At 70.7% G+C, this 13,526-nt stretch carries 9 protein-coding genes, 1 tRNA gene and 1 pseudogene; 4 read left to right on the forward strand and 7 right to left on the reverse strand.

Annotated features, from left to right (window positions below; genetic code table 11):
- Nucleotides 1–310: 310 nt before the first annotated feature.
- Entirely contained in the window at nucleotides 311–4,243 is a 3,933-nt protein-coding gene (gene hrpA / locus GPJ59_RS24250; RefSeq protein ID WP_219669769.1) for an ATP-dependent RNA helicase HrpA, read from the forward strand.
- 71 nt (nucleotides 4,244–4,314) lie between these two features.
- Nucleotides 4,315–4,388: transfer RNA gene (locus GPJ59_RS24255), tRNA-Asp, on the forward strand.
- 450 nt (nucleotides 4,389–4,838) lie between these two features.
- Here GPJ59_RS24255 and bldC read toward each other — a convergent pair.
- Both bldC and GPJ59_RS24265 read right to left on the reverse strand, forming a co-directional pair.
- Nucleotides 4,839–5,045: a developmental transcriptional regulator BldC gene (bldC, locus tag GPJ59_RS24260; protein ID WP_003949541.1), complete on the reverse strand. Its 207-nt coding sequence runs from the start codon at nucleotides 5,043–5,045 to the stop codon at nucleotides 4,839–4,841.
- Between the two features lie 585 nt (nucleotides 5,046–5,630).
- Nucleotides 5,631–6,488: a hypothetical protein gene (locus GPJ59_RS24265; protein WP_219669770.1), complete on the reverse strand. Its 858-nt coding sequence runs from the start codon at nucleotides 6,486–6,488 to the stop codon at nucleotides 5,631–5,633.
- Between the two features lie 115 nt (nucleotides 6,489–6,603).
- On the opposite strand from GPJ59_RS24265, the gene GPJ59_RS24270 reads away from it, so the two are divergent.
- Both GPJ59_RS24270 and GPJ59_RS24275 read left to right on the forward strand, forming a co-directional pair.
- A complete protein-coding gene (locus GPJ59_RS24270) occupies nucleotides 6,604–7,713 on the forward strand; it encodes a Leu/Phe/Val dehydrogenase (protein WP_219669771.1) in 1,110 nt (369 codons plus the stop codon).
- A 281-nt stretch (nucleotides 7,714–7,994) separates the two neighbouring features.
- Nucleotides 7,995–8,264: a DUF3073 domain-containing protein gene (locus GPJ59_RS24275; RefSeq protein WP_219669773.1), complete on the forward strand. Its 270-nt coding sequence runs from the start codon at nucleotides 7,995–7,997 to the stop codon at nucleotides 8,262–8,264.
- A 110-nt stretch (nucleotides 8,265–8,374) separates the two neighbouring features.
- Here GPJ59_RS24275 and purM read toward each other — a convergent pair whose 3' ends face one another.
- From purM to GPJ59_RS24300, 5 genes and pseudogenes are all read right to left on the reverse strand, one after another.
- Entirely contained in the window at nucleotides 8,375–9,445 is a 1,071-nt protein-coding gene (purM, locus tag GPJ59_RS24280; protein WP_219669775.1) for a phosphoribosylformylglycinamidine cyclo-ligase, read from the reverse strand.
- A gap of 52 nt (nucleotides 9,446–9,497) precedes the next feature.
- Complete coding sequence (gene purF / locus GPJ59_RS24285; protein ID WP_219669776.1) at nucleotides 9,498–11,015, reverse strand: amidophosphoribosyltransferase; 1,518 nt, start codon at nucleotides 11,013–11,015, stop codon at nucleotides 9,498–9,500.
- Nucleotides 11,016–11,154: 139 nt separating this feature from the next.
- Nucleotides 11,155–11,736 carry an META domain-containing protein gene (locus tag GPJ59_RS24290; RefSeq protein WP_219669777.1) on the reverse strand — a complete coding sequence of 194 codons (582 nt, stop codon included), beginning with the start codon at nucleotides 11,734–11,736 and terminating at the stop codon, nucleotides 11,155–11,157.
- Between the two features lie 74 nt (nucleotides 11,737–11,810).
- Nucleotides 11,811–12,599, reverse strand: coding sequence for a maleylpyruvate isomerase family mycothiol-dependent enzyme (locus GPJ59_RS24295; RefSeq protein ID WP_219669779.1), 789 nt, complete (start codon nucleotides 12,597–12,599; stop codon nucleotides 11,811–11,813).
- 79 nt (nucleotides 12,600–12,678) lie between these two features.
- Nucleotides 12,679–13,526 (reverse strand): annotated as a pseudogene (locus tag GPJ59_RS24300) (hypothetical protein); the annotation flags it as partial.

Genomic DNA, 13,526 nt, shown 5'->3' on the forward strand with positions numbered 1-13,526 from the left:
TCGCCGCGGCGGCCGCAGCCGCGGGAGCCGGGGCCGTACGCGCCGGGGCCGTACGCGCCGGAGCACCGGGCCCGCCGCCAGGAAGGGGAGGCCCGCCCGGCAGGGGAGGCCCGCCCGGCAGGGCCAGGAGCGCCAGGAGTCCCAGGACCAAGGGCCCGAGCAGCAGCCACGCGCGTCCGAGCCGGCGGCTGCTTCGCATACGTGGGGCCTCTCACGGACTATGGACGGGGGACTCGTCCCGAAATGGTACGGCCCGCACTCCGAAATGGGTTCGCCACCCGGACGCGCCAGGTGAGATCCTCGACCAGGTATGTCTACTTCCTTCGCCGCCCTGCAGACCCAGCTCGGTGAGATCTCGCTCCGCGACGCTCACCGCCTCGGCCGACGTCTCGATGGCGCCCGCCGCATCCGCAAGCCCGAGGCCAAGCAGGCGGTCCTCGACGAGATCGCCGCCGAGGCCGCGAAGGCCGCCGAGCGGGTGGCCGCCCGGGCCGCGCGCCGGCCGGAGGTCACGTACCCCGAGAACCTCCCCGTCAGTCAGAAGAAGGACGAGATCGCCGAGGCGATACGCGACCACCAGGTCGTGATCGTCGCGGGCGAGACGGGCTCCGGCAAGACCACGCAGATCCCCAAGATCTGCATGGAGCTGGGCCGGGGACTGCGGGGCATGATCGGCCATACGCAGCCCCGCCGGCTCGCCGCCCGCACGGTCGCCGAGCGGATCGCGGAGGAGCTGAAGAGCGAGATCGGCCGCACGGTCGGCTGGAAGGTCCGCTTCACCGACCAGGTGGACCAGGACGCGACCTTCGTGAAGCTGATGACGGACGGCATCCTGCTCGCCGAGATCCAGACGGACCGCGAGCTGCGCGCGTACGACACGATCATCATCGACGAGGCCCACGAGCGGAGCCTCAACATCGACTTCCTGCTCGGCTACCTCGCCCAGCTGCTGCCGAAGCGCCCCGACCTCAAGGTCGTGATCACCTCGGCGACGATCGACCCCGAGCGCTTCTCCCGCCACTTCGGCGACGCCCCGATCGTCGAGGTCAGCGGCCGTACGTACCCGGTGGAGGTGCGGTACCGCCCTCTGCTGGAGGCGGCCGATGAAGACGCAGCGGAGAGCGACCGCGACCAGATCACCGCCATCTGCGACGCCGTCGACGAGCTGCAGAAGGAGGGGCCGGGCGACATCCTGGTCTTCCTCTCCGGCGAGCGGGAGATCCGCGACACCGCCGACGCCCTCAACAAGCTGAAGCTGCGCTTCACGGAAGTCCTCCCCCTCTACGCCCGCCTCTCGCACGCCGAGCAGCACCGCGTGTTCCAGCAGCACACGGGCCGCCGGATCGTCCTGGCGACCAACGTGGCCGAGACCTCCCTGACGGTCCCCGGCATCAAGTACGTGATCGACCCGGGCACCGCCCGCATCTCCCGCTACAGCCACCGCACCAAGGTGCAGCGGCTGCCCATCGAGCGGATCTCGCAGGCCAGCGCCAACCAGCGCAAGGGCCGCTGCGGCCGTACCAGTGACGGCATCTGCATCCGGCTGTACTCCGAGGCCGACTTCGACGCCCGCCCGGAGTTCACCGACGCCGAGATCCTGCGGACCAACCTGGCCTCCGTCATCCTCCAGATGACCGCGGCCGGCCTCGGCGAGATCGAGAAGTTCCCCTTCATCGACCCGCCGGACCACCGCAACATCCGCGACGGCGTGCAGCTCCTGCAGGAGCTCGGCGCGCTGGACCCGGCCCAGAAGGACGCCCGCAAGCGGCTCACCCCGCTCGGCCGCCAGCTCTCCCAGCTGCCCGTGGACCCGCGGCTGGCCCGTATGGTCGTCGAGGCCGACAAGAACAACTGCGTCCGCGAGGTCATGGTCATCGCGGCCGCGCTGTCCATCCAGGACCCGCGCGAGCGGCCCTCGGACAAGCAGACCCAGGCCGACCAGCAGCACGCCCGCTTCAAGGACGAGACGTCCGACTTCCTGGCGTACCTGAACCTGTGGCGGTACGTGCGCGAGCAGCAGAAGGAGCGCGGTTCGTCCGCCTTCCGCCGGATGTGCAAGCAGGAGTACCTGAACTTCCTGCGGATCCGCGAGTGGCAGGACATCTACTCGCAGCTGCGTACGGTCGCCAAGACGATGGGCATCCACATCGACGAGGCCGACGCCCCCGAGCAGCACATCCACGTCTCGCTCCTGGCCGGCCTGCTGTCGCACATCGGCCTGAAGGACACCGACAAGAACGAGTACCTGGGTGCGCGCAGCGCCAAGTTCGCGATCTTCCCCGGCTCCTCGCTGTTCAAGAAGCAGCCGAAGTTCGTGATGTCGGCGGAGCTGGTGGAGACCTCGCGGCTGTGGGCCCGGGTCAACGCCAAGGTGGAGCCCGAGTGGGTGGAGCCGCTGGCCCAGCACCTGCTCAAGCGCACGTACAGCGAGCCGCACTGGGAGAAGGACCAGGCGGCCGTCATGGCGTACGAGAGGGTCACGCTGTACGGCGTGCCGATCGTGGCCCAGCGGAAGATCAACTACGGCCGCATCGACCCCGAGGTCTCGCGCGAGCTGTTCATCCGCAACGCGCTCGTCGAGGGCGACTGGCGCACGCACCACAAGTTCTACGCCGACAACCGCAAGCTGCTCACCGAGGTCGAGGAGCTGGAGCACCGGGCCCGGCGCCGGGACATCGTCGTGGACGACGAGACCCTCTTCGACTTCTACGACCGGCGGATCCCCGAGCACGTCGTGTCCGGGGCGCACTTCGACTCCTGGTGGAAGCACAAGAAGCGCGAGGAGCCCGAACTCCTCGACTTCGAGCGGGAGATGCTGCTCACCGAGAAGGCGAAGGGCGTCACCAAGGCGGACTATCCGGACAGCTGGCGGCAGGGCCCGCTGAAGTTCAAGGTGACCTACCAGTTCGAGCCGGGCGCGGATGCCGACGGTGTGACCGTGCACATCCCGCTCCAGGTGCTGAACCAGGTCACGGACGAGGGCTTCGACTGGCAGATCCCGGGTCTGCGCGAGGAGGTCGTCACCGAGCTGATCCGCTCGCTGCCGAAGCCGATCCGCCGGCACTACGTGCCCGCCCCGAACTTCGCGACGCGCTTCCTGGATACAGCTGTTCCCCTCCAGGAGCCGCTGACCACGGCCCTGGCGCGCGAGCTGCACCGGATGGTGGGCGTGCCGGTCGCCGCGGAGGACTTCGACACCTCACGGATCCCGGACCACCTCAAGATCACGTTCCGGATCGTCGACGAGCGGCGCAAGAAGCTCGCCGAGGACAAGGACCTCGAAGCCCTCCGGCTGAAGCTCAGGCCCAAGGCCCGCCAGGCGCTGTCCAAGGCGGCCGCGGCCACCGCCGAGCGGGCGGGCGGGGAGTCGCTGGAGCGCACGGGGCTGACCGACTGGACCATCGGCGCCCTGGTGAAGGTGTTCGAGACCCGGCGGGCCGGCCAGCCGGTCAAGGCGTACCCGGCGCTGGTGGACGAGGGCGGGAGCGTCTCCGTACGGCTCTTCGACACCGAGGCGGAGCAGGCCCGGGCCATGTGGCTGGGCACCCGCAGGCTGATCATGCTGAACATCCCGGTGAACCCGGCGAAGTTCGCCTCGGACAAGCTGACCAACCAGCAGAAGCTGGCGCTCTCGCGCAACCCGCACGGCTCGGTGCAGGCGCTGTTCGACGACTGCGCGACGGCCGCCGCCGACAAGCTGATCGCCGACCACGGCGGCCCGGCCTGGGACGAGGCGGGCTTCCGCGCGCTCTTCGACGCCGTACGCGCCGACCTGGTGGACACCACCGTCCGCACGGTCGGCCAGGTGCAGCAGATCCTGGCCGCCTGGCAGGCCTGTGAGCGCCGCCTGAAGGCCACGAACAGCCTGGCCCTGCTGAACAACGTCCAGGACGTCCGGACGCAGCTGGCGGCCCTCGTGCCGAACGGCTTCGTGACGCTGACCGGGGTCGAGCGGCTGCCGGACCTGATGCGCTACCTGGTGGCGGCCGACCGGCGGCTCCAGCAGATGCCCACGGGCGTCCAGCGCGACACCACGCGCATGGAGAAGGTCCACGAGATGCAGGACGAGTACGCCTGGCTGCTGGAGCAGCTGCCCAAGGGCCGGCCGGTCCCGGAGGCGGTCACCGACATCCGCTGGATGATCGAGGAGCTGCGGGTCAGCTACTTCGCGCACGCGCTCGGGACGGCGTACCCGATCTCCGACAAGCGGATCGTGAAGGCGGTCGACGCGCTCGCTCCGTGACCGCTGGGGTGCGGCCGGATTCCGGTTCGACCGCACCCCTGGACCTGCTGTACAGTCTGACTCGCAACCAAGGTCCTGTGGAGCAGTTGGTTAGCTCGCCACCCTGTCAAGGTGGAGGTCGCGGGTTCAAGTCCCGTCAGGATCGCTTTTCACGAAGGGCCCGTATCCCCCAGGGATGCGGGCCCTTCGGCATGTCGCACTCGTCCCCATCGCACGCACGAGTGAACGTCTTCTCCCGTCCGATCCCCATTACGGGTGCAATGCCGGATGTACAAGAGGTGTCAGCTGTGACGGGAGTCACCGCACGAGTTTTTGAACTACGTACTTTTACGGCATCCCTACGTAGGCTCAATTTAATATGTGCAATTGCACCCCCCTGCGACGGGCGCGGTGACGGGCGCATTGACGGGCACAGTGGGGGCACGGCAGCGGGCCCGGCGACGGGCACAAAAAAGACCGCGCTGAACCCGGCGGAGTCCAGCGCGGTCGACGACCGAGGCACCTGTTGGGGCAGGTCCGGTCGCATGAAGCCATATGGGTTTCATCGGATTGGGGGATCCGATTCAGCCCGGGTAATGCAGGGGTGCTACGAACCTCAGGCCTCGCTGCGCTGCTGCGGAATTCCCGCCAGCAGGGCACGAACCTCGGCCTCGCGGTAACGGCGGTGCCCACCCAGGGTGCGGATGGACGTGAGCTTGCCAGCCTTGGCCCAGCGGGTCACCGTCTTCGGGTCCACGCGGAACATCGTGGCGACCTCAGCCGGGGTCAGCAGCGGCTCGGCATCAGGGGTGCGAGCGGTCATGAGCGGCCTCCTCGGGAGAACCGAACCATCTCGGTTCTTTCCTCTAAATTCTGCACCTTGGCCCGCGTTGCCCGAAATGGACATACGCGGGCCGAGTCGGTTATAGGACGAACGGCTTGTCCTCGGCACTACAACTACACCATCTGTCCAGCCTCGTCGGCCAAACCGACGGAATTGCCCTCCGAGGTGTTCATCAGCGACGGAAGCCGATGGACCCGTCCATAACGGACAGTCACCCCACTGTGACGATCAGTCACAGAGCGATCAGGAGTCACGAGACCCCCCATAGAGTGCAATGCCGAGCATTCCGCCCTTACTTGGGCGGAAGGAACCCTCCCCGGACTCCTTGTCCTATTTTGGCACGAGGGTAGGGGAAGGGCGCAAGGGTGCGGTAAGTGCGTTCCGTCACGCTTGAGTCAATGGCCCGTATCGGGACGTAGGTCCCGGCACTAAGACCCAAATGCTCGCATCAGCCCTTTGATCAGCAACTTATGCCCGTTCGGCCGATTCCACCAGCCTCCGGTCAGTTCGCGAAGACCCGTCTTCGGCTCGCGACGAGCCGTCCTCGGCTCGCGACGGCCGTCTTCAGTTCGCGAAGAGACGCATCCGCACCGCGCGCCACCGCTGGGCGAGCCTGCCGTACGCCTCCGACGCCGTCTCGGCGTCGCCGTCCCGCAACGCCGCGATCCCCGCCGCCAGGTCCCCGGCCGACCGGTCCGCCGCGAGCCGCTCCGCAGGCAGGGCGTGGACCAGGCCTCCGTAGTCGAGCTCCACCATGGACCTGGGGTGGAACTCTTCCAGCCAGCTGCCCACTTCCACCAGCCCCTCGGCCAGTCCGCCGTATCCGGGCGCCGCCCGCAGGGTGCGCAGCGCCCGGGCCAGCCGCCGGCGGGCCTGGACCATCGGCGTGCGGTAGCGCAGCCACTCGCCGGCCACGTAGTCCCGTTCCTCGTCGGCCACCAGGACGAACCAGCGCAGGGGCACCTGCCACACGCCGGTGCGGATCCACGGCCGCGCGTCCGGATTGCGCTCCCGCCACCGCTCGTAGTCCGCGGCCGCCTGCCGGCGCACCACCGGCGGCAGCGCCGCGTCCAGCACCGGCTGCGGAAAGTCTGCGACGAGCTCCTCCAGCGCCAGCCACCCGCGCAACCGGGTGCGCCACGGGCAGACCAGCAGCACCCCGTCCACCTCGGCCGTGAAGGCGTCGGGGCTCTCGTGCGCGGGCACCCCCACCGGCGGGACCGCGACCAGGTCCGCCAGGCTCCTGCGCAGCTCGTCCTGGGCGGTCGGCGCCTGCCCCTGCCGGGCGTAGTCCGCCCAGTGCGCGCGCTCCGGCTCGGCGAAGGCGCCGAGCGGCTCGTACACCCGCAGATAGGAGGCGTAGGGAACGGCCGGCGCCGAGCGCGCGGAGGGCAGCCGGGGCTGCTCGGAGGATTCGCTCACGCCTGCGTCCTCCCCCGTGCGCCGACCCGGTACTCCGCAGGGCCCCCGAGGTCTTACGCTGCTCCCACACGCCCTCCCCCACCCGCAGGGGGGCGCCCTCCGCCGCATCTCTTGCATGGGAGTCACCACCGTGACCGAAATGACCGACGGCGTCCTGCACACCCTGTTCCGTACGGAGCAGGGGGGCCACGAGCAAGTCGTGCTGTGCCAGGACCGAGCCACTGGCCTGAAGGCCGTCATCGCCATCCACTCCACCGCCCTGGGCCCCGCTCTCGGTGGCACGCGCTTCCACGCGTACGCCTCGGACGAGGAGGCCGTGCTGGACGCGCTGAACCTCTCGCGCGGCATGTCGTACAAGAACGCCCTCGCCGGCCTCGACCACGGCGGCGGCAAGGCCGTGATCATCGGTGACCCCGACCTGCTGAAGACCGAGGACCTGCTGCTGGCCTACGGCCGGTTCGTGGAGTCCCTCGGCGGCCGCTACGTGACCGCCTGCGACGTCGGCACCTACGTCGCGGACATGGACGTCGTGGCCCGCGAGACCCGCTGGGCGACCGGCCGCTCCCCCGAGAACGGCGGCGCCGGCGACTCCTCGGTGCTCACCGCCTACGGCGTCTTCCAGGGCATGCGGGCCAGCGCGCAGACCCTGTGGGGCGACCCGACCCTGCGCGGCCGCAAGGTCGGCGTGGTGGGTGTCGGCAAGGTCGGCCACTACCTGGTCGAGCACCTGCTGGAGGACGGCGCCGAGGTCGTGATCACGGACGTCCGCCAGGAGTCCGTGCAGCGCATCCTGGACAAGCACCCGGGCAAGGTGACGGCCGTCGCCGACACCGACACCCTGATCCGCACCGAGGGCCTGGACATCTACGCCCCGTGCGCGCTGGGCGGCGCCCTGAACGACGAGACCGTCCCGGTGCTCACCGCGAAGATCGTCTGCGGCGCGGCCAACAACCAGCTGGCCCACCCGGGCGTCGAGAAGGACCTCGCGGACCGCGGGATCCTGTACGCGCCCGACTACGTGGTCAACGCGGGCGGCGTCATCCAGGTCGCCGACGAGCTGCACGGCTTCGACTTCGACCGGTGCAAGGTGAAGGCCACGAAGATCTTCGACACCACGCTGGAGATCTTCGCACGTGCGAAGGCGGACGGTATTCCGCCGGCCGCCGCCGCCGACCGGATCGCCGAGCAACGGATGGCCGACGCGCGCGCCGCGCGCCAGGGCTGACGCCGCAGGGGGGACCCGCCGGAGCGGCAGAGAGACAAGACTCACTGCACTTCGGCGGGTCGCCCGTCGATAACGCGTTAAAATCGCAGCTGACCAGCGAGTACGGGGCGTCTCATGGTCACTGTGCCGGGGCACGTCATGCGGGCGGCGTACCGTATGGCCGCGGAAGCAGGTACCGTTAAAGCCCTACGGACGGTCTCTCCAAGGAGAGCCCGCTCCGAACCATGAACGCGTGTCAAGACTCTGGGGCCGTCGAGCCCCGTCACCGAGGGGGTCGAGCCATGGGGCGCGGCCGGGCAAAGGCCAAGCAGACGAAGGTCGCCCGCCAGCTGAAGTACAGCAGCGGCGGGACGGATCTGACGCGTCTGGCCAGCGAGCTGGGCGCATCGACTTCGCCGTCGCTCTCGCAGCCGCCGAATGGCGAGCCGTTCGAGGACGACGAGGACGAGGAAGACGACCCGTACGCCCGCTACGCGGATATGTACAACGACGACGAGGACGAGGACGAAGAGTCCGGTCCGTCGTCGCAGCAACAGCGTCGCGGCGCTTGACGTTCTGACGCTCGCGCTCGTCACTTCGTGGCTCACGTAGCCCCGAACCATACGGCTGAACACACGAACCCGGTCCGGGGCCTGCGCCCCGGACCGGGTTCTGGTGCAGGTCAGACCGCGTAGCTCCCGACGAGGGTGGCACCCTCGGAGTGCTCGCCGCGCTCGACGATCGCGCCCGCGACCCAGGCGTCCACGCCCCGGTCGGCCAGCGTCGTCAGTGCCACGTCCACCGACTCCTGCGGTACGACGGCGATCATGCCGACGCCCATGTTCAGGGTCTTCTCCAGCTCCAGCTGCTCCACCCGGCCGGCCTTGCCGACGAGGTCGAACACCGCACCCGGCGTCCAGGTCGAGCGGTCGACCGAGGCGTGCAGGTGGTCCGGGATCACCCGGGCCAGGTTGGCCGCGAGACCGCCGCCGGTGATGTGCGAGAAGGCGTGGACCTCGGTGGTGCGGGTGAGGGCCAGGCAGTCCAGCGAGTAGATCTTGGTGGGCTCCAGCAGCTCCTCGCCGAGGGTCCGGCCGAACTCCGGGACCTCGCGGTCCAGGGACAGCCCGGCCCGGTCGAAGAGCACGTGCCGGACCAGCGAGTACCCGTTCGAGTGAAGGCCGGAGGACGCCATCGCGATGACGGCGTCACCCGTACGGATGCGATCCGCGCCGAGCAGCCGGTCGTACTCCACGACGCCCGTGCCTGCGCCCGCCACGTCGAAGTCGTCCGGGCCCAGCAGGCCCGGGTGCTCGGCCGTCTCGCCGCCGACAAGGGCGCATCCGGCCAGCACGCAGCCCTCAGCGATGCCCTTGACGATCGCGGCGACCCGCTCCGGGTGGACCTTGCCGACGCAGATGTAGTCGGTCATGAAGAGCGGCTCGGCACCGCAGACGACGATGTCGTCCATGACCATCGCGACCAGGTCGTGGCCGATCGTGTCGTACACGCCCAGCTGGCGGGCGATGTCCACCTTGGTGCCGACGCCGTCGGTGGCCGAGGCCAGCAGCGGGCGCTCGTAGCGCTTGAGCGCCGACGCGTCGAAGAGGCCGGCGAAGCCGCCGAGGCCGCCGAGGACCTCGGGGCGCTGCGTCTTCTTCACCCACTCCTTCATCAGCTCGACGGCGCGGTCTCCCGCTTCGATGTCCACGCCCGCGGCCGCGTAGCTGGCACCGGTGGTCTTCTCTGTCATGACAGGAGAGAGCTTTCGTGTCGTTACTGCAGGGTGTTGCGGTGTACGGACGTCACGGACGACGGAGCGCGTCGGCGGCGTCCGAGCCGCCCGCCAGCTCGGTCTCCAGGAGCTGCTTGCCGAGGAGCTGCGGGTCCGGCAGCTCCATCGGGTACTCGCCGTCGAAGCAGGCACGGCAGAGGTTCGGCTTCTGGATCGTGGTCGCCTCGATCATGGAGTCGAGGGAGATGTACGCGAGGGAGTCCGCGCCCAGGGACTTGCCGATCTCCTCGACCGACATGCCGTTGGCGATCAGCTCCGCGCGGGTGGCGAAGTCGATGCCGAAGAAGCACGGCCACTTCACCGGCGGGGAGGAGATCCGGATGTGGACCTCGGCGGCGCCGGCCTCGCGGAGCATGCGGACCAGCGCGCGCTGGGTGTTGCCGCGGACGATCGAGTCGTCGACGACCACCAGGCGCTTGCCCCGGATGACTTCCTTGAGGGGGTTGAGCTTCAGGCGGATGCCGAGCTGGCGGATCGTCTGCGACGGCTGGATGAAGGTCCGGCCGACGTAGGCGTTCTTCACCAGGCCGGAGCCGTACGGGATGCCGCTCGCCTCGGCGTAGCCGACGGCGGCGGGGGTGCCCGACTCCGGCGTCGCTATCACCAGGTCGGCGTCGGCCGGGGCCTCCTTGGCGAGGCGCCGGCCCATCTCGACACGGCTGAGGTAGACGTTCCGGCCGGCGATGTCGGTGTCCGGGCGCGCCAGGTAGACGTACTCGAACACACAGCCCTTGGGCTTTGCTTCCGCGAAGCGAGAGCTGCGCAGGCCGTCCTCGTCGATCGCGATGAGCTCGCCCGGCTCGACCTCGCGGACGAAGCTGGCGCCCACGATGTCGAGGGCGGCGGTCTCGCTCGCGACCACCCAGCCGCGCTCCAGGCGGCCGAGGACCAGCGGGCGGATGCCCTGCGGGTCACGGGCGGTGTAGAGGGTGTTCTCGTCCATGAACACGAGCGAGAAGGCGCCCTTGACCTGCGGGAGGACCTTGGCGGCCGACTCCTCGACGGTCAGTGGCTTGCCCTCGTCGTCGGTCTGGCCCGCCAGCAGGGCGGTGACGAGATCGGTGTCGTTGGTGGCGGCCACCTGGGTGGCGCGGCCGTCCTGCCGCGGGAGGTCGGCGACCATCTCCGCGAGCTGGGCCGTGTTCACCAGGTTGCCGTTGTGTCCCAGGGCGATCGAGCCGTGGGCGGTCGCGCGGAAGGTGGGCTGCGCGTTCTCCCACACCGAGGCACCGGTGGTGGAGTAGCGGGCATGACCGACCGCGATATGGCCCTGGAGGGAGCCGAGGGAGGTTTCGTCGAAGACCTGGGACACGAGGCCCATGTCCTTGAAGACGAGGATCTGGGAACCGTTGCTCACAGCGATACCCGCGGACTCCTGTCCACGGTGCTGCAGCGCATACAGTCCGAAGTAGGTGAGCTTGGCGACCTCTTCACCCGGAGCCCAGACACCGAAGACGCCGCAAGCGTCCTGGGGGCCCTTCTCGCCGGGGAGCAGGTCGTGGTTGAGTCGTCCATCACCACGAGGCACGACACCGAGTCTAGGCGACATCGACCACTGGTCCGAATTGGGGACGCCCGGGAAATCTCACAGCACGAAGGGTGACTGTCTACGCGCGTCTCGGTATCCGGAAATGGGATCCGACCCCCGTTTTCGCCGCGGGAGGGGATCAGCCTCGCTGCCAGAAGGTGCTTTCGCCCGGCGTGGCGCGCAGTCCCGCGCCGGTCGTGGCGGTGAGGGTGAGGGTGCCGTCCTTGATCTCGTAGTGCAGCGGGCCGCTGCGGAGCAGGTCCGCGAATGCCCGCTCGACCTCGCCGGCCGGGCCGGTGCAGGCCATCCGGGTGGCGGCGACCGGCCCGAATGCGATCGTCCGGCCGTCGATCGCGGCCCGCGCGGTGAATCGGTTGCAGCCCAGGTTGCCGCTGGTGGCGCCGTCGGCGGCGATGGTCAGCTCCGCCCGGCGCTCCGCCCCGGCCGGCAGGGGGGCCGGCCGGCCCTCCGTGACCAGCGCGTCCACCACCCACCGGGGGCCGGTGAGCGGGGGCTCGGCGAGCGGCGTGGCGGGGGTGACCGGTCCGGCGCCGCCCGGCCGCACGCTGGCCGACCCGACGCTGCCCGGTCCGACGCCGGCCGGCCCGGGTTGCGCCGCCGGACCGCAGCCGAGGAGGACCAGGGCGGCCACCGAGGCGGCCAGGACGTGCCGTGGGAGCTGCCGTGGGAGCGGCCGTAGGAGCTGCCGTGGACTGCGCATACCGGTCCGACGTACGCCCGGCCGGGGCGGTTCCGCCGCGAGCCGCCCGGTACCCCGCCCAGGCCCCGTTCGGCTCAGCTCAGCAGCGGCAGCAGCCCCGACAGGTCCGCCCGCTCCCCGCCGGCCCGCACGGCCGCGTCCTGGACCGCGGTGGCCCAGTCCGTACGGCCGGTGGCCAGCCGGATCCAGGTCAGCGGGTCGGTCTCGACCACGTTGGGCGGGGTGCCCCGGGTGTGCCGGGGCCCCTCGACGCACTGGACGACCGCGAACGGCGGGATCCGCACCTCCACCGAGCCGCCCGGCGCCCGGACCGCGAGGGCGTCGGCCAGCAGCCGGGTACAGGCGGCGAGGGCCTGCCGCTCGACGGGGATCTCCAGCCCGGCCGCCCGGTTCAGGTCGTCGGTGTGGACCACCAGCTCGACGGTGCGGGTGACCATGAAGTCCCCGAGGGACATGGCCCCGATCCACAGGTCCAGCACCCGGTCGTCCCGGTGGGTGGCGAGCGCCTCGGCCATCCGGCCGGCGGCCCGCTCGTACAGCTCGGGCAGCGGGGCGCCCGAGAGGACCTCCCCGGCCGCGTCCGCGATCTGCCCGGCGAGGGGCGCGGTGGCGAACGGCCACTCGACGGCGCTCAGCTCCGCCTTCGGCGCCGGCGGCCGGTCCAGGCCGCGGGCCAGCGAGTCCGCGATCCAGGCGATGTGCGCGGCCAGTTCGGCGACGGTCCAGGAGCCCATGTGCGTGGGACGGGCCAGCTGTTCGGGGGTCAGCGTCCGTACGGCGTCGGCGACATGGCCGAACTGGGCGGTGACCGCCGCCCGGATCCGGGCGGAGTCGTAGCTGCGGGTGCGGGTCCTGGGTGCCATGCGTCGAGTCTGCCCGACTGCACCCGGTCCGTCACGGCCTCCCGATGGATCAGCGCACCCGATCGGCCACCGCCGGCGATCAGTCGCCGCCACCGCCACCGCCACAGCTGCTCCCGCAACTGCTGCCGCAGCTGCTGTCCGAGCTGCCGCACCCGCCCGAGCCGGAGTCCGCCCCGGAACCGCACGAGGACGAGGACGAGGAGGAGGACGTGGAGGAGGCCCGGGCCTGGGCCCGGGCCCGGCGGGCGGCCGCCGCCTCACGCTGGCTCACCACGTACGAGGTGCCCAGCGGCCGCCAGTCGCGCAGGGAGTGGCGGCGGCGCGGCAGCAGCGGGGTGGCCGTCACCTCGGTGGTGATCCGGTCGATGTACAGGTGGACCGCACAGGCGAGGACGACTTCCGCGCCCTCGTACGGGGCGCCGTAGAGGATCGCCTCGCAGGGCTCGTCGTCCGGGTTGATGTCGTAATGCAGCTGGCGCAGCCGGTCCTCCGTGCCGCCCACCAGCGTCGGCCCGTCGGCCTCGTTGCGGATCCGCTCGTAGAACGCGATCAGCGGGGGCGCAGACGTCGTACGGGCGTCGGGGTAGATCCAGGCTCGGGTGAGGCGCCTGCGTACGCCCACGACGAGGGCGGGCTGCGGGGCGCCGCGCAGCCGGCGGGCGGCGAGGTGGGCGCTCACCCCGCGGCCGGCCAGCGGAATGCCGGGGACGAGCAGCAGCATCGCGAGGAACTGCTGTCCCACCGCGTCGTACGGGATCTCCCGGTCCGCGCCCAGGTCCGCGGCCAGGCCCCAGACCAGGAGGGCCGCCGCGGCCAGGCACAGCCCGGCGCCGGGCAGGAACATCGGCAGACCGCGCCGGCGGTGGGCGGCCGGGAGGTCGTCCGGCAGCGGGTGGCGGGCCTTGCCGGCGGCGGCGAGCGCCAGGT

The organism is Streptomyces bambusae (genome assembly GCF_019400985.1).
GTDB lineage: Bacteria > Actinomycetota > Actinomycetes > Streptomycetales > Streptomycetaceae > Streptomyces > Streptomyces bambusae_A.